At 66.1% G+C, this 15,356-nt stretch carries 20 protein-coding genes and 1 tRNA gene; 9 read left to right on the forward strand and 12 right to left on the reverse strand.

The genetic code is table 11. From position 1 onward, the window contains the following. Positions 1–57 precede the first annotated feature (57 nt). From AC5Y4H_RS00730 to AC5Y4H_RS00745, 4 genes are all read left to right on the forward strand, one after another. Positions 58–459: a malate dehydrogenase gene (locus AC5Y4H_RS00730; RefSeq protein ID WP_499977682.1), complete on the forward strand. Its 402-nt coding sequence runs from the start codon at positions 58–60 to the stop codon at positions 457–459. Positions 460–510: 51 nt separating this feature from the next. Next, on the forward strand, positions 511–1,065 hold the full coding sequence (locus AC5Y4H_RS00735) for a type 1 glutamine amidotransferase domain-containing protein (RefSeq protein ID WP_499977684.1): 555 nt from the start codon (positions 511–513) through the stop codon (positions 1,063–1,065). Positions 1,066–1,168: 103 nt separating this feature from the next. Then, positions 1,169–1,858 carry a HemK2/MTQ2 family protein methyltransferase gene (locus AC5Y4H_RS00740; RefSeq protein ID WP_499977686.1) on the forward strand — a complete coding sequence of 230 codons (690 nt, stop codon included), beginning with the start codon at positions 1,169–1,171 and terminating at the stop codon, positions 1,856–1,858. Beyond that, on the forward strand, positions 1,855–2,109 hold the full coding sequence (locus AC5Y4H_RS00745) for a CDGSH iron-sulfur domain-containing protein (RefSeq protein WP_499977688.1): 255 nt from the start codon (positions 1,855–1,857) through the stop codon (positions 2,107–2,109). Before AC5Y4H_RS00740 ends, AC5Y4H_RS00745 begins: the two co-directional genes overlap by 4 nt. Here the strand turns inward: AC5Y4H_RS00745 and AC5Y4H_RS00750 are convergent. The 6 genes from AC5Y4H_RS00750 to AC5Y4H_RS00775 all read right to left on the reverse strand — a co-directional run bounded on the left by AC5Y4H_RS00750 (position 2,036) and on the right by AC5Y4H_RS00775 (position 7,706). Continuing rightward, positions 2,036–3,076, reverse strand: coding sequence for an iron-containing redox enzyme family protein (locus AC5Y4H_RS00750; RefSeq protein ID WP_499978113.1), 1,041 nt, complete (start codon positions 3,074–3,076; stop codon positions 2,036–2,038). The genes AC5Y4H_RS00745 and AC5Y4H_RS00750 overlap by 74 nt on opposite strands. Before the next feature lie 68 nt (positions 3,077–3,144). After that, on the reverse strand, positions 3,145–5,361 hold the full coding sequence (locus AC5Y4H_RS00755; RefSeq protein ID WP_499977690.1) for a SpoIIE family protein phosphatase: 2,217 nt from the start codon (positions 5,359–5,361) through the stop codon (positions 3,145–3,147). Further along, the gene (locus tag AC5Y4H_RS00760) at positions 5,358–5,984 is read right to left on the reverse strand and encodes a SpoIIE family protein phosphatase (protein WP_499977692.1); all 627 of its coding nucleotides are present in this window, start codon (positions 5,982–5,984) and stop codon (positions 5,358–5,360) included. The genes AC5Y4H_RS00755 and AC5Y4H_RS00760 overlap by 4 nt, the downstream gene beginning before the upstream one ends. After that, positions 5,977–6,387 (reverse strand): ATP-binding protein, encoded by a 411-nt coding sequence (locus AC5Y4H_RS00765; RefSeq protein ID WP_499977695.1) that lies wholly within the window; start codon positions 6,385–6,387, stop codon positions 5,977–5,979. The genes AC5Y4H_RS00760 and AC5Y4H_RS00765 overlap by 8 nt, the downstream gene beginning before the upstream one ends. Further along, a complete protein-coding gene (locus AC5Y4H_RS00770) occupies positions 6,377–6,781 on the reverse strand; it encodes an STAS domain-containing protein (protein ID WP_499977697.1) in 405 nt (134 codons plus the stop codon). Before AC5Y4H_RS00770 ends, AC5Y4H_RS00765 begins: the two co-directional genes overlap by 11 nt. A gap of 22 nt (positions 6,782–6,803) precedes the next feature. Further along, on the reverse strand, positions 6,804–7,706 hold the full coding sequence (locus AC5Y4H_RS00775) for an STAS domain-containing protein (protein ID WP_499977699.1): 903 nt from the start codon (positions 7,704–7,706) through the stop codon (positions 6,804–6,806). A gap of 159 nt (positions 7,707–7,865) precedes the next feature. Between AC5Y4H_RS00775 and AC5Y4H_RS00780 the strand changes: the two genes are divergently transcribed. Then, positions 7,866–8,234 carry an STAS domain-containing protein gene (locus AC5Y4H_RS00780; RefSeq protein WP_499977701.1) on the forward strand — a complete coding sequence of 123 codons (369 nt, stop codon included), beginning with the start codon at positions 7,866–7,868 and terminating at the stop codon, positions 8,232–8,234. 245 nt (positions 8,235–8,479) lie between these two features. Further along, positions 8,480–8,980: a DUF6328 family protein gene (locus AC5Y4H_RS00785; protein ID WP_499977702.1), complete on the forward strand. Its 501-nt coding sequence runs from the start codon at positions 8,480–8,482 to the stop codon at positions 8,978–8,980. A gap of 15 nt (positions 8,981–8,995) precedes the next feature. Here the strand turns inward: AC5Y4H_RS00785 and AC5Y4H_RS00790 are convergent, their stop codons facing one another. Beyond that, positions 8,996–9,679: an HAD family hydrolase gene (locus tag AC5Y4H_RS00790; RefSeq protein ID WP_499977704.1), complete on the reverse strand. Its 684-nt coding sequence runs from the start codon at positions 9,677–9,679 to the stop codon at positions 8,996–8,998. Between the two features lie 236 nt (positions 9,680–9,915). Here AC5Y4H_RS00790 and AC5Y4H_RS00795 point away from each other — a divergent pair, with 236 nt between their 5' ends. From AC5Y4H_RS00795 to AC5Y4H_RS00805, 3 genes are all read left to right on the forward strand, one after another. Then, the gene (locus tag AC5Y4H_RS00795; RefSeq protein ID WP_499977706.1) at positions 9,916–10,233 is read left to right on the forward strand and encodes a hypothetical protein; all 318 of its coding nucleotides are present in this window, start codon (positions 9,916–9,918) and stop codon (positions 10,231–10,233) included. Between the two features lie 192 nt (positions 10,234–10,425). Then, the gene (locus AC5Y4H_RS00800; protein ID WP_499977708.1) at positions 10,426–10,728 is read left to right on the forward strand and encodes a DUF4193 domain-containing protein; all 303 of its coding nucleotides are present in this window, start codon (positions 10,426–10,428) and stop codon (positions 10,726–10,728) included. Positions 10,729–10,869: 141 nt separating this feature from the next. Then, on the forward strand, positions 10,870–11,517 hold the full coding sequence (locus AC5Y4H_RS00805) for a restriction endonuclease (protein WP_499977709.1): 648 nt from the start codon (positions 10,870–10,872) through the stop codon (positions 11,515–11,517). Between the two features lie 55 nt (positions 11,518–11,572). Here AC5Y4H_RS00805 and AC5Y4H_RS00810 read toward each other — a convergent pair whose 3' ends face one another. The 5 genes from AC5Y4H_RS00810 to AC5Y4H_RS00830 all read right to left on the reverse strand — a co-directional run bounded on the left by AC5Y4H_RS00810 (position 11,573) and on the right by AC5Y4H_RS00830 (position 15,318). Then, positions 11,573–12,262, reverse strand: coding sequence for a GAF and ANTAR domain-containing protein (locus AC5Y4H_RS00810; protein ID WP_499977712.1), 690 nt, complete (start codon positions 12,260–12,262; stop codon positions 11,573–11,575). A gap of 243 nt (positions 12,263–12,505) precedes the next feature. Continuing rightward, on the reverse strand, positions 12,506–12,709 hold the full coding sequence (locus tag AC5Y4H_RS00815) for a hypothetical protein (RefSeq protein ID WP_499977714.1): 204 nt from the start codon (positions 12,707–12,709) through the stop codon (positions 12,506–12,508). 342 nt (positions 12,710–13,051) lie between these two features. Continuing rightward, positions 13,052–13,125, reverse strand: a tRNA-Pro gene (locus AC5Y4H_RS00820). 61 nt (positions 13,126–13,186) lie between these two features. Next, positions 13,187–14,302 (reverse strand): L-cysteine desulfhydrase Cds1, encoded by a 1,116-nt coding sequence (cds1, locus tag AC5Y4H_RS00825; protein WP_499977717.1) that lies wholly within the window; start codon positions 14,300–14,302, stop codon positions 13,187–13,189. Further along, a complete protein-coding gene (locus tag AC5Y4H_RS00830; protein ID WP_499977719.1) occupies positions 14,299–15,318 on the reverse strand; it encodes a metallophosphoesterase in 1,020 nt (339 codons plus the stop codon). Before AC5Y4H_RS00830 ends, cds1 begins: the two co-directional genes overlap by 4 nt. Positions 15,319–15,356 lie beyond the last annotated feature (38 nt).

A 15,356-nucleotide genomic window follows, 5' to 3' on the forward strand; every position in this document is an offset into this window, starting at 1 on the left:
GCTGCCGCACAGCCGGCTCGCAATACGCGCATTCCGGCTAAGCAGGGGGAGTGAACGATGAGCGATGGCAACGGTGACACCACAACCACACTGGTAAGGGCGCTCAGCGGCGCCAGTTTCGGCCTGGGTATGAGCGAACTGGTGGCCCCGGCGAAGGTCGCCGCCATTGCGGGCGTGGACGACACGAGGAGGACGCGGCGGATCATTCGAGCGCTCGGGCTGCGCGAATGCGGCCACGGTGCGGCGCTGCTGGGCGGTCCGCCCAAGCTGGTGTGGACCCGGGTGGCCGGCGACGTCCTGGACATGACGCTGTTGATCGCCGGCGTCGTTGCCCGCGGGCCCGGCCGACGGCGCCAGGGCACCATCTCCGCGGTTCTACTTTCCGGAATCGCCGGCCTGGACCTGTATACGGCGTTGCGAACCACCGGCAACGGGGCGCATCGGGGCGCTTCGCAGTAACGAGAGCTTTGAGCCGACGAAAATCGGCGATCGCGAGAAAGGGATGCGACGATGTCAAACAAATTGCAGGGCAAAACAATAGCGATCCTTGCGGCTGACGGCGTGGAGAAGGTGGAGCTCGAACAGCCGCGTGCGGCGCTGCGGGAAGCCGGTGCACAAGTGCAGCTGCTGTCGCTGAAGGACGGCGAAATTCAAGCGCGCAACCACGATCTCGAACCGGCCGGAACCTTCGCCGTCGAGCGAAAGGTATCCGAGGCCTCGGTCGAAGATTACGACGGCCTGGTGCTGCCCGGCGGCACCGTGAACCCAGACAAGCTGCGCATGGACAGCTCCGCCGTCTCCTTTGTCCGTGACTTCGTCGGGTCGGGCAAGCCGGTGGCGGCCATCTGTCACGGTCCGTGGACGCTGGCCGAAGCCGGTGTGGCAGTGGGTCGGACGCTGACGTCGTACCCCAGCATTCGCACCGATCTGCGCAACGCTGGCGCCCACGTCGTCGACGAGGAGGTCGTCGTCGACGGCAATCTGATCACCAGCCGCTCCCCGTCGGACCTGCCGGCGTTCTGCGCGACCATTCTCAAACAGTTCGCCCACGCGACGGCGGGTTAAGCGACCACTTTTCGGCTCGTTCGTTTGAATGCACCGGTTTGCGGGCATTATCCCGCCAAGCCGTGATCAGCGGCAAATCTATTGGGTTCTCGAAAGGCCAACAGTGACAACCACGTATCCCGAGCCCGCTGTTTCGTCCGTTCCCTACGTGTATCAGCCGCAGGAAGATTCTCGATTGCTGGTGGACGTGATGCATGACACCGGCCTGATCCCGGGGCGGCGGATCCTCGATCTGTGTACGGGCAGCGGTTTCGTCGCCATCGCGGCTGCCGCGATGGGGTGCGCCGGGGCGACGGCCTTCGACATTTGCCCGCAGGCGGTGCGCTGCGCTCGGGAAAACGCGGTGGCTGCCGGTGTCGAGGTGGACGTTCGCGAAGGATCGTGGGTCGCGGCAGTGGATTGCGCGCCGTTCGATGTCGTTGTGTCAAACCCGCCCTATGTCCCCACGCCGCCCGGTGCCGAGATCGAAGAGATCTGCCCGGCGGCCGGACCGTCGTGGGCGTGGAACGCCGGGGTGGACGGCCGGATGATCCTCGACCCGCTGTGTGAGTCGGCGCCAAAACTCCTGCGCGACGGTGGATCCCTGCTTCTGGTGCATTCGGCGCTCGCCGGTGTTCAGCAGTCGCTGGATGCGCTCAAGTGGGCCGGCATGGACGCGAAGGTGATTGCGTCCAAATGGATACCGTTCGGTCCGGTGATGTCGTCTCGGGCTGCGTGGCTCGAGGAGGTCGGCCTGATACCGCGCGGACGCCGGGAAGAGGAGCTGATCGTCATCCGCGCGGAGAAGCGATGACCGCAACCCGGGTGCAGGTGGTGCCCAACGGGCCCGTGCTGGTGTCGGGCCCGGTGCGGATCGAGATGCCCAATGGCGAGGTGGTCGAGTCCGATCGGTTCATGGTCGCGATCTGTACCTGCCGGCGCAGCGACCGCTACCCGCTCTGCGACACCAGTCATCGCCGGTGCCGGCGCCTCAAGACGTCGGCACGCTCGTCTGCTCCAGCGGCCTCCGCAGCGACGTCTGATTCCGCCCCCACGACGTCATAATCCGTTCCGCCAGACGGTCTTCGACCGCCGCGTGGGCACGGATGCCGAAGATGACATCGTGCTCGAGCCGCGGGTCCTGGGCCACGAGATCGCCCACGACATCGTTGCGCACGACATGCTCGTGCACCGCGTCGGCCTCGACATGCTCGCTGTAGAACTCGATGCACGCCGCCGGAGCCTCCAGGCGCCGCAAGGCCTTCACCATGCGTTGCGATCCCGGCGGCGAGGTGATCTCCGTCGAGGCGAAGTGCCCGATCGCGGCGCCGCGCAACGAGCGATGCAACCCGAACAGCGACATGAGGTTGACCGCCGCCAGGGCTTCGGCCGGCACCGCGTCGACGTAGCCCCAATAGGTCGCATCCAGGCCGGCAGCCGCGAGCAGGTCGGCGAACAGCCGCTGGTGCAGCCGCGAACCCCTTCCGGCCCCGTATTCGTCGAATTCGATTGCCACAAAAGCCGCTTTCGCCACACCAGTCAGGCGTGGAATGGCAAAGGCGTGCGGATCGCCCTCTTTGAGGTGATACAGGGAGCGGTGCACGAAGTACTCGCATATCTGCTGCCAGGTTCCGGTGTCGCGTAGATGATACGACGGGCCGGTGCCGTCGACGGCTTCTACCGTGAGCGCTTCCATCTCGGCCGCCGCCGTCTGATCTGGATCGATGTGTCCGACGTCGCGGCGGACGCCGGCCAGGAACACCCGTTCCAGTTCGGCGCGCAGGCCCAGCAGCGTTGGATTCCACTCCCATGCCGGGTCGACGCCGGCAAGCCCGCGGTAGTGCAGCTCGTAGCACATGGACAGCGCCAGTTGCAGGTCCAGGCCATAAGGGTCGGAATCTCGTACAGAGGTGCCGATTCGCGCCAAGTGGTCGGCCGATGGCGGACCCGCCAGCGCGCAACGTACGGCCGTTGACAGCGCCCCGTGCGCCGCAGGCAGGACGGGTTCGGTCGTGGTCGGTGCGTGGGTCACGCCGATGTCTACCCGCTGCACGGGGCGGGCAAACGGGCTCGCGGCAGCTCCCACCTCTGAAATCCGCCTCAGACGGCCGCTGCCGGCAGGCGGAAGGTGATTTCGGCGGTGGTGCCGGTGGCGGTGGTTTTGAGCTCCATCGAGTCGCTGAGCACCCGCATCAGCGGCAAGCCGCGTCCGCCGTTGCCCGGAATGGCGGATGGCGTCTTCCACGATCCGTAATCGGTGATCCGGGTGCGCACTTCGCCGTCGGCAAGGCTGACCTCGAGCGACATGCTTCCGGCGGCGAATCCACGGTAAGCGTGTTCGACACAGTTGGTGCACGCCTCATTGACGACCAGCACGATGTCGGCGGCCTGGTCATCCGTGACGCCACCGGCGTGCAGCCAGTCCGCCAGCCGATGCCGGATGAGGACCAATTGCTCGGCGGTGGCGTCACTTTCGATGCGCAGCGGTGTCTGTTGATGCCGGTAGATCACCATCGCGACGTCGTCGTCATACCCCGCAGGCGGCGCCAGTTCACGCAGCACCACATCGGCGACCGTGTCCAGCGGCGATGCCATGGTGTGCGCCAGAACGTCTGCCGCACGGGCGATTCCGTCGTCAATCGACTCATGCTTGCGTTCGACGAGCCCGTCGGTGAACAGCATCAGTGTCGAGCCGGGCGGCAGCACCTGAGTGGCCTGCGGGCGCGGTTCGTTTCGGCGGACTGCGAGTGGCACCGATGCGGCGTCGGTCAATAGCGTCGTCGTGCCGGACTCCGGGCCGGCCAGGATGGCCGGCATGTGGCCGGCGTTGCTGTACTGCAGCACACCCGTTTCGGTGTCCAGAATCGCCAGGAAGACCGTCGTGCAGTACGCGTTCGGGATGAGCGATGCCGCCGAGTCGAGCTGATCAAGCAGCACCGCGGGCTCGGCGCCGTTGATCAGCAGTGCCCGCGCGGAGCTCCGCAGCTGACCCATGATCGCGGCCGCCGGCAGGCCGCGGCCCACGCAGTCTCCGACGACGATGCCGATGTGATGCTCACCAATCGGTAGCACGTCGTACCAGTCACCGCCAATCTCCAAGGGCGGCACGGCGGGTTCGTAGCGAACGGTGAACCCGGGCGGCGGCTGAACCGGCGGCAGCATGGCACGCTGCAACGTCAGCGACGTCTCACGCGCGCTCTCGAACTGACGCACATGCTGCATGGCCAGACTCAGATGCCCGATCAGCACGGTGACCAGCAGCCGATCCTCCCCGCTGACCCAGCGAGGCGTGCGCAGCTCCAGCCACAACGCGAGGTCCCCGGTACCGGAGAGCACCGCCACCAGCCCCTGGACTTTGCCGGGATTACCAGGTGCCTCAACGGTTTTCGCTGTCAGCGGCAGCTGATGGCGCGCGTCTTGAAAGGTGTGACGCAACCACGGATCCAGCGCGCGCCACGACGAAACCGAGGGCTCGCCGGCCACCTGGACCGTGGGGTCAGCGTCGCCGTTGGGCCACGAGACGGCGATGACCCGTTGCACATCGATGGCCGTGCTGCACTCGTCGAGTGTGATCGACAGCAGCTCGTCCACACTCTTGGCCACCGCGACGGCGGTGGCCAACCGGAGCACCGCGGTTTCCCGGGCCGCGAAGGCACGCTCGGCGGTGACGTCGCGGATCGTTCCGACATAAACGTCGCGATCGCTGCCGGCTTCCTTGACCGCGTTGATGCTCACCTTGACCCACGCCAGGTGGCCGTCCGCATGGCGAATGGGCGTCTCGTAGTCGGCCCTACCCTCGGCCATGACTCGTGTTGTCTGTTCGGCCGCCGTCGTCGTGTCGACCAGCCAGGGGTGCGGCCACCGGTACGGTAAGCCCTCGTTGGGATACCCGAGGATCTCGATGAAGGCACTGTTCATCTCGATCACGGAGCCCTCGTGATCGGCGACGAAGAAGCCTTCCTGTAGCGAATTGACCAGGGCGGTGCGGAATTTGTCGCGGTCGGCCAGTCCTTCGGCGCGGGCCCGTTGTTCGGCATAGCGCCTGTTGCCGTCGATGAACCCGCGCGTTGCGACGTCGAGTGGAACCAGCAGCTGCAGGAGGAACTCCAGCGCGATCGGCGCATCCATGCGGACGTCCTGCGAGAGTTCGAAGACCAGCCGGACATGCTGTTCGACGAGGTCGAGCAGACTTATTTGTTCCTGCAGCGCCCTGCGCCCGAGCTCGTTGCCGATCGACAGGGTGGCTTCGTCGCGTGCGATGAGGTAGGCCCGTAGGGCGGCCTCGTACTGATCGTGGAAGTTGTTGTCGCCGCTCAACTTGTTACTCCCCTGTGACGTGCCGCCAGCACCATCGCGTCGTCGGTCTCCTTCGCGTCCTTCCCGAGGAGCCCTTCAGCGATGGTGACAGCGGTGGCCGAGAAGTCGATGTGGTCCAGGTAATCATCGGCAATGCCGTCGGTGCTCATCAGGAGCAGATCTCCGGGGCGGATCGAAACCACTTGCGCCGGTGCGGGTTCCGGTATCCGGTAGCCGACGATACCGCCGCTGAGCCGTGCGCTGGACCGAACTAGGGTACCGGTCGGCGCCTTGGTCACCAGGTCGGCACTGACGTTACCGACGCCCGCCCAGGTGAGGGTGTTGGCGGCGAAATCCATGCGCGCCAACGTCATTGCGACTCCTCGGGTGCCGACCAAGGCGCGGTGGCAGAGCTGGATCAAGGCCTCGGGCGGCTCGGAACTGGCGTTTGTGACCACATCGACGGCGCGCAACGCCGCCTCCGCCGCGGCGGGCCCGTGGCCGAGCCCGTCCACCACACCGAACAACGCCGCCGCGCCGTCGATATCGACCGCGATACCGCGGTCGCCGGACGTGTACTCGCTGGGCAGGGGCCGGCCCGCCCTGGCCCACTCGATCGGTCCGAAGCGACCATTTTTATGCACGGGGAGGCACCCATTTCCACATTTCGATGACGGTTCCCCGACCGGGGGTGGACTCGACGACCAGCCGGTCCATCAGGCGGCGTGCTCCCGGCAGACCCAATCCCAGCCCGCGCCCGGTGGTGTAACCGTCCTCCAACGCCCGCTCGATGTCGGCGATGCCGGGGCCCTGGTCCTCGGCGCGCACCACCAAAGCCCTACGCCCTTCCCGGTCGGTGACCGCGACGGAGACGGCGCCACGGCCGGCGTAGCTGGTGATGTTGCGGGCGATCTCCGAGATCGCCGTGGCGATCATCGTGACGTCGGTGAGGGAGAATCCCAGATCAAGTGCGAGTTGGTGGCCGGCTTTGCGGGCTTCGACGATGTCGTCGGGATGGTCGATGGCGACGACGATATCAGCCACCACCGTCGAGCCCGATCGTTGACTTCTGCACTCCGCCTTGGCGATTCAGCGCTTGGCGATTCAGCAGCGCGAGACCCTCTTCAAGATCCAGCGCGGTGTTCATGTCGTCGAACGCCAGACCAAGCTGGACCATCGCGAAGGCCACCTCCGGCTGCAAACCGACTATCACCGTGTCCGCGCCGCGCAGTCGGGTCATGTGCGCAATCGTCCGCAGCGACCGGGCGGCGAAGGAATCCATGACATCGATGGCGGTGACGTCGACGATGATGCCCTGGGCGCGGAACTGGCTGACCCTTTCCATCAAGTCGTACCGCAGGCGTTCGGCGTCGGAATCGGTGAGGGCGGCCTGCACCGACGCGATGAGAATCGAGCCCTGTTTCAGGATCGGTACTGGCATGGGGTGCTCGCGTCGATGGTGGTTATCCGGTCTGCTCGCCCGTACGGGTGACCTCGTATCCCAGCAGGCGTTCGGCTTCCTCGATACCGCCCTGCAGGTCACCGACGGCGTTCATCTTCGACAGGTCCAGCCCGATGGTCACCAGTGTCAGAGCGATCTCGGAGGACAGGCCGGTGATGATCACGCTGGCACCCATCAACCCCGACGCGTCGACCGTCTGCACCAGGTGGTTGGCCACCGTGGAGTCGATGGTGGGAACACCGGTGATGTCGATGACCACCACTTTGGCGCGGTTCGCGCGGATGGCGCGCAGCAACTGCTCGGTGACCTGGCGGGCGCGCTGACTGTCCAGCACACCGATGATCGGCAGGATCAGCAGCTGCTCACGCACCTGCAGCACCGGTGTGGACAGCTCCCGGATGGCCTCCTGCTGCTGGCGGATGATGCGCTCGCGTTCCTGCACGAAGCTGACGGCTACGGTATTCGCGATGCGATTGGCGGCGGGCTCATAGGCGTCGAGGACGCGGTTGAGCATCTCGAACTCGGTCTGGTACTTCTCGAACAGCGAACGAGCCAGGACGTCACGCAGCAGTAGCACGATGCCGACGACCTCGTCGGTTTCCACGCCTCGGGGGATGATGCGTTCCGAGAGGTCGCGGGCGTAGGCCTGCAGAGCCTCGACGCTACCGGTCTCCAGCACCTCGACGTAGCTGTCGTACACCGTCGTCGCCTCGGAGAAGATCTCCTCCGGCGACATCGCGGTCAGCAGTTCGGCCTCGGTGATCCTGCGGGCCCACTCCTCGCGCAGAATCGTTCGATTCTGCCGCAGATGCTGCACCAGCTGCGGCAGCAGACCCTCGCTCGAGATGCCCACGGTCTGTGCCGCAGTGCCGGTACTGTTGAAATCCGACGGCGAATCTGACATCTGGCCTCCCGAGTGCCACGTCGCGCCCTGTGGTCTGCAGTTCCTGTTGCGAGACTAGCCTGGGTTGTCGCGGGGCACGTATAGAGGGCATATTCTTCTCGCAGTTCATAACGCACGCTAGGGTTGAACCACGCCACAGCCCAGGACGAAGGATTGCCATTGTCAGCTCCTGATTCGATTACCACGTTGATCGAGGACCACGACGGGGTTTCCGTGGTCAGTGTCAGCGGCGAAATCGATTTGGTCACGGCTCCCGCCCTGGAACAGGCCATCAGCGCGGTCGTCGCAGATAGTCCGACTGCGCTGATCATTGACCTGTCCGCGGTCGAGTTTCTGGGTTCGGTCGGCCTGAAAATCCTAGCGGCGACCTACGAGAAGCTGGGCAAGCAGACCGGGTTCGGCGTGGTCGCACGCGGCCCGGCCACCCGCAGGCCGATACACCTGACCGGTCTGGACAAGACCTTCCCGCTGTACCCGACGCTCGACGACGCGTTGACCGGGGTTCGGGACGGCAACCTTAACGGCTAGTGATTCAGCACGGCGGGCCCGGAGCGTTCCGCATGCCGTTCGGCCGTACGCATCGCTTGCCCGACAACATATTTCGCGCACATGCGCCGAATTCCGTTCCGCATACCATTCGGGACTGATCGCGCTTTTTCCAGGACGTAGCGGGCCGTCGCGATCAGCTCGCATACTTTGATGGCGAAAAACCATCTCCGAATGCGGCCTTTCGATGCGGTGTCCACGCCCAGCTCAGATGCGATGATCGGGGTATGGACGTCGACCATCCGCAAGAAGATCAGCGGTGGGATCGCCGTGAGCGAGGCGAAACCGAAGTTCAACGGCTGGACCGCAATTGGAACAGCCTGCTGCAGGAGCTGCGAGTCGTCCAAACCGGGGTGCAGCTGCTCACCGGATTCCTGCTGACACTGCCTTTCCAGCAACGCTTCGACGTGCTGGGACCGCCGATGCGCATCATCTATCTGGCGACCGTGGTGTGTGCGGTGTGCGCGACCCTCTTGCTGATCGCGCCGGTCGCCATGCACCGAATACTCTTTCGGCGGCACCGGCTCCAGGTCCTCGTGTCGGCCGCGCACCGGTGTGCGTTCGCCGGGCTGGGCTTGCTCGGTTTGGCGGTGATCGGCCTGACCACGATCATCTTCGCCGCGGTGGCAGGGCGAAATGTCGGCCTCATAGCAGGAGCGTGCGCGCTGCCGCTGTTCATCTTTTTCTGGTGGGTGCTGCCGGTGATGCTGCGCACGCACGGCGAGTGAGAGCGAGCTCGTCGGTCAGCCGCCCGGCGCAAGCGCGGTGATTCGGGTGGCTTCCAGGTGTTCGAGCAGGTCGCGGGGATCGGCGAAGACGGGTTCGGCGCCCGCCTCCAGCAGCTCCGCACGGGAGATGCCGCCGCTCAGCAGGCCGATGCACGGTAATCGCGCGCCGGCCGCGGCGTGTGCGTCCCACACGGCGTCGCCGACGAACACGGCATGCTCGGCATTGACCCCGGCGCGGTCCAGGGCTACCTGCACGATGCCGGGTTCGGGCTTCGCGGTATCGACATCACGTGACGACGTCGTCTCGGCGATGATGTCGTCACAGTCGAGCACCTTGCGCAGAATCTCGAGTTCGTCTTCGGGCGCCGAGCTGGCCAGCACGACCTGTAAGCCCAGATCGGCGACGCGGTGCAGCAGGCTACGGGCACCGGGCAGAGGTTGCAGCAGCGGCGTGATCTCCCGGTAGTACTCGCTGTGCTTGTCGCTGAGACGCTCCTGCACGTCGTCAGGGGCGTCATCGGACAGAGTCCTGACCAGCCTGGATCCGTCCATGCCGATGCAGCGATGGATCTGCCAGGACGCCACCACCATGCCTTCGGCGTCGAACGCGCGCTGCCAGGCATGAACATGCAGATAGTTGGAATCCACCAGGGTGCCGTCGACGTCGAACAGGACGGCGGGTGTTCCCCCGGCAGCCATCAGTGCGTGCTCCCCGCGTCGGTGTCGGGACGCGTGCCGGCGTGCGGTCGTGAAGTCATAGGTCCGGCATACCCATGCCTGCCGTCGCTGACACGGTTTCGTTTGGCTATCGGGGCAAGGGGTACACCTGCGTGACGGTCCGCGGCATCGTGGCCGTTTCGCTGCGCCTGTCAGGGGAGAAGAACTGCAGCGTAGCCGTGCGAATAATGTTCGTGCACAATAATCTTCGACGAGGAATGACGTTGGATCACCAAAAGAACGCGCCGGTCGACTATGCCCGTACCACTCGTCAGCACGCCGGCGAATCCCTGAGGAACGGCGCCAACGTCCCCGGCCTGGCCGGTTCGGCGGTCGCGGTGATAGCACTGACCGTGGGCTTGTTCGCCGTGGCGGCCGGAAATCTGGCGGCCGGCGCCATCGCCCTGGTCGTGGCCGTCGTACTTGGCGCGCTGAGCGCGGCGTGGCTGCTCCGTGCCCACCGCAAGGTCCGCGACGTCGAACTGCGCTGGCACGCCGCGTATTCCGATCAGCCTGCGCCGCCGCCTAGCAGCTGAGCATCCGGGTGCAGCCGGCCGCGCCGCATGCCCGACCCAGCGCCGGGCGGGACGTCGTGACCGGTCGATTTCTCGGTCGCCGCAACTTTTCGGGCCGCAGCGGTGTAGCCAACCCTCGAACTGGGTACAGCCTGCGCCACGGGTGAGTACAGGAAAGTGCGTCAACCCGTTCCAAAGCAGGAAGGAACCCCGATGGCGACCACCACTGACTACGACGCACGCCGTGTATCCGACGCCGACACGCAGGACAAGCCTTCGCTTCGCGAACTGGCTCCGACCCTGCAAGGGTCCGTCACCACCGTGGTCGACGAGGACCCCAACGATGTGCATTTCTTCGAACTACCGGGCGCCGACCTGTCCGGGGAAGAGCTGTCGGTGACGGTCATTCCCCAGCGCGCCGACGAGTTCACCTGTTCGAGCTGCTTTTTGGTGCAACACCGTAGCCGGATGCGTGCCTCCAGCTCCGGCCTCCCGGTGTGCGCAGACTGCGCCTGACGCCGACTCCTCGGGCGGGACGACCCGTCCCGCCTGCCGTGGCGCGACCCTGAAACGTCCCGGATTGCCCTGAAATGTCGGTGGCATCCACTAGGTTCAGCGGACAAGTAGGCGTCGGCGCGAACGGCACGTTGAGGAGTCATGGAGAAGATACTCGGGTCGCTCCTCGTGCTGGGGTTAGCGGTCCCTTGGTATTTCACGCAGGAGGCCACGGGCAGTCTGCCGGCGGGATGCTTGGCCGGGCTCGGTGGGCTCGCCGTCGCGGTGGCCGTCCTGTGGTGGCTGTCGCGTCAACGGGATCGCTACGAGGCCGACGCGCACCGACGACGCGATCTCAAATTCGCGAAGTCGGGGCTGCGGGCGATCGACCGGATGTCCGGCACCGACTTCGAGGATTTCGTTGCGGCACAGCTTCGCATCGCGGGCTACAGCGTCGCACCCACGGCCAGTACCGGAGATTACGGCGTGGATCTGATCGCCAAGAAAGACGGCGTCCGCATGGCGGTTCAATGCAAGAGGCTCGCGAAGGCCGTCGGTGTCGCGGCCGTCCAACAGGTCGTGGCCGGGGCGCTGCACCATGGCTGCAACCGGACGGTCGTCGTGACCAACCAGACCTTCACCAAAGCGGCCCGCCAATTGGCCGGCACCCACCGGTGCCGCCTGGTGGGGCGCACCCAATTGCAGAGCTGGACGCGGATTCAGCCCATTGTCTTGCGGGGCGGCCGGCGCACATATGGGGTCTCGCCCCACGTCAGGACTCAGCGGCTAGAATCTGAGTGGGAAGCTTAGCGAGATCGGTTGGCTCACAGCATGTTTGGCCGGGCAAAGCGGCCACGCCGCGACCTCACCGCCCGGTAGCGTCCTCGATCACCCGGCGCGCGACGTCCCGCAGCGGGGTGTTCATGCTCTGCGAGAGTTTGATCAGGGTATTAAAGGCCGTCTGGTCGTCGAGGTCGTAGCGCTCGATGAGGATGCCCTTGGCCTGCCCGATCGTGTCGCGGGTGCTCAGGGCTTCCCGAAACTGTTGGGTGCGCACGACGTTGCTCCATGCCAGCGCCCCAAGCGTCGCGAACGTGGCGCCGACCCGGCGGGAATCTTCGCAGAAGGACCGCGGGCGCTCGGCGTAGAAGTTCAGCGCACCCATGCTCAGCTCGTCGGCGAACATGGGCAGCGAGAGCACGCTGCGAATCGGTGTCTGCGCGAGCGCGTCGGCCTGATACTTCGGCCAGCGCGCGTCGGCTTCGAGGTCGTCGATGACGACGACCTTCCGGGTCCACGCGGCGTGAACACAGGGTCCTTCGAGATGGCGCTGCTGGAACTCGTCGAGCAACCGGGCGCACTCATGCGTGACAGACGGCGTGCTGACCTCGTTCTGCCGGCTGGTGACGGTGATTCCCGCTTCCTGGGCGCCCGGTACCCAGCGCGCGGCCGCCCTGGTCAGGTCGTCCAGCACCCGGGGGAAGGCCCCGGCGTCCGCCGAATAAATGGCGCGCAGAACGTCGGTGAGCAGCGTGAGATCGTCAAAATTGGTCACTGAGTGTCGCCCTCTTGCTTCGAGACCGATGGCAGGCATTACCCCGTGCCGTTCCAGCAGCCTGCGGTCTCGCGAGGCGATCACTTCGAATTTGACGGCGACGAATGTCAATGCTGTTTGCTCAGCATTACGGTGAAATCCACTATATCGGCCCGGTTTCGGGTGATTGCGCCCGCCACCGGTCCCGCGAACGTGTGGCTGATGGCTCGGGTGGGCGGCTGCGCCGAGGGAGTTGAGCTTCGATCAGCGCTCGCCGTGCGCGGCCTCGATGTGCGCGATGTGTTCGAGGTGGCGGTCGATCGATTCCAGCTGGCTGGACAGCGTGCGAATCTGCGCCAGCACGTCCACGCGCTGGCGAACGAGCTTGTCCCGTCTTGAGGCCAGGGTGATGCGCAGATCGTCAGGCCGTGCCGGACTCACCGGTTGCGACGTGTCGTTGGTGGTCATGGAGGGAGCCCTCCTTTGCAACGGGCGCCCGCTCCGGCAACCGAAGCAGGAAATTCGCTAGGTCCCGGACGCCAACGTCCCGCCGAACCATCTGAGTCTGTCCCGGACGCCAACGTCCCGCCGAACAACGATGACGCTACACCGAATAGTGCGCCGCTTACATGGCCGCAAATGGACCCGGAGGAGTTTGGCGGCCGCCGGGCGCACAGGCGGCAAGAAGTCGAGCTAGACGCTTTCACAAAGGCTTTGCCGATCAGGGCGCACTGATAAATCGTCCGACGCGGTCTCTTGAACCAGTCAAGAACTGACCGCGTTGCTGCCGGTCAGGGCTTTGATCACGAGTCGGGGTGGCGGGATTCGAACCCACGGCCTCTTCGTCCCGAACGAAGCGCGCTACCAAGCTGCGCCACACCCCGCTTGAAGCTTCGACAGCCTATCGCACCGGGCCATCTGCTGGCCAAACCGCGGTGCGGTACGTCACTTCCAGGAGCACGATCGCTCGAACTCGACCAGCGCCGCGGCCGCGTCCGCCGGATCCAGGCCCTGCGCCGCCACCCAGTCGTCGCTGAAATAGGTGTCGCGGTAGCGGTCGCCGCTGTCCGCGAGCAGCGTCACCACCGAACCGCTGCGGCCCTGGGCAACCATCTCGGCGACCAGACCGAACGCCCCCCACATGTTGGTGCCCGTCGACGGCCCCACCCGGCGCCCCAGGACGGCGCTCACGTGCCGCGCGGCCGCGATCGACGCCGCGTCCGGGACGGCCACCATGCGATCGACCACGCTCGGCAGAAAAGATGGCTCCACCCGCGGCCGGCCGATGCCCTCGATGCGCGACGAGGTGGTCATCACGATGTCGTCGCGGTCCTCGGCATAGGCGGGAAAGAACGCGGAGTTCTCCGGATCGACAACGCACAGCCGGGTGGCGTGCCGTCGGTAGCGGATGTAACGGCCGATCGTGGCGCTGGTTCCGCCGGTGCCCGCCCCGACCACGATCCAATCCGGGACGGGATACTTCTCCTCGCGCATCTGCTCGAAGATGGACTCGGCGATGTTGTTGTTTCCCCGCCAGTCGGTGGCGCGCTCGGCGTTGGTGAACTGGTCCAGGTAGTGCCCGCCCGTTTCGCGCGCGACCCGCTCGGCCTCGGCGTAAACCTCGCCGGAGCTCTGCACGAAATGGCAACGGCCGCCGTGGGCTTCGATCAGCGTCACCTTCGACGTGCTCGTCGCCGCGGGCATCACGGCGACGAACGGCAGACCCAGCAGGGCCGCGAAATAGGCCTCCGACACCGCCGTCGACCCCGACGACGCCTCGACCACGGTAGTGCCCTCGTCGATCCAGCCGTTGCACAGCGCGTAGAGGAACAACGAGCGCGCCAACCGGTGCTTGAGACTGCCGGTGATGTGCGTCGTCTCGTCTTTCAGGTACAGCGCTACCTGAGCGCCGGGACCGCCCGTGCTCCACGCGCAGGGCAGCGGGTAGCGCAGCAGATGAGTGTCGGCGCTGCGGCGGGCATCGGCCTGGATCAGCCGGATCGCATCGTCAGCCCAGCGGCGTGAGCGGCTGCGGGCCGCGATCCGGGTCTGGTCGGTCAACGCACCGATGCTGTTGGCTGCGAACGGCTCAGATCGCTGGCCGCGTCGCGGTCGCCCATCGGGGTGGCGATCAACGTCAGCAGGGTGGCCTCCGGCCGGCAGCAGAAACGCACCGGCGCGAACGGCGAGGTGCCCATCCCGGCGGAGACATGCAACCGCATGTTCGCGCCCCAGCGGGACGGCCCCTTCGCGCGTGAGCGGTCCAGCCCGCAATTGGTCACCAGTGCGCCGTAGAACGGCAGGCACACCTGGCCGCCGTGGGTGTGTCCGGCCATCACCAGCTGATAGCCGTCGGCGGCGAAGCGGTCCAGTACCCGCGGCTCGGGCGAATGCGTCAGTCCCAGCCGGAGATTCGCGGCCGGACTGGCCGGGCCGGCGATGGTTTCGTAGCGGTCGCGGTCGATGTGTGGGTCATCAACACCCGCGGCGGCGATGTGCAGACCCGCCACTTCGAACTCGCGCCGGGTGTGGGTGAGGTCGAGCCAGCCACGCTCGGTGAACGCCGCCCGCAGGTCCTGCCAGGGAAGGGGTTCACCGCGAACCCGGTGCGACGGGTTGGTGAAGTAGTTCAGCGGATTCTTCAGCCGCGGGCCGAAGTAGTCGTTGCTGCCGAACACGAAGACGCCCGGTCGCGACAGCAGGTCGCCCAGCGCCTGGATGACCGAGGGCACCGCCTTCGGGTGGGCCAGGTTGTCGCCGGTGTTGACCACCAGATCCGGTTCCCAGCCCGCCAGCTCACGCAGCCATGCCTGTTTACGACGCTGGCCGGGCGTCATGTGAAGGTCGCTGACATGCAGTACCCGCAGCGGAGTCGAGCCCGGAGTCAGCACGGGCATGGTGATCTCGCGCAGCACGAACGCGTTGCGCTCGATGACCGCGGCATAACCAAGGCCTGCGACGCTCGAACCGAGCGCGGCGGCGCCAGCACGTATCAGGACGGGCACCGCTCGGCGACGATGCGGGCCGCGAGGCGGCCCGGGCAGGAGCCGGGCAATCGGGACTTGAGCATCAGCCATGCTGGCAGCCTACTGCCGCGCGCGGACTGGCAACGTAT

It is taken from the genome of Mycobacterium sp. NGS58 (genome assembly GCF_059812385.1).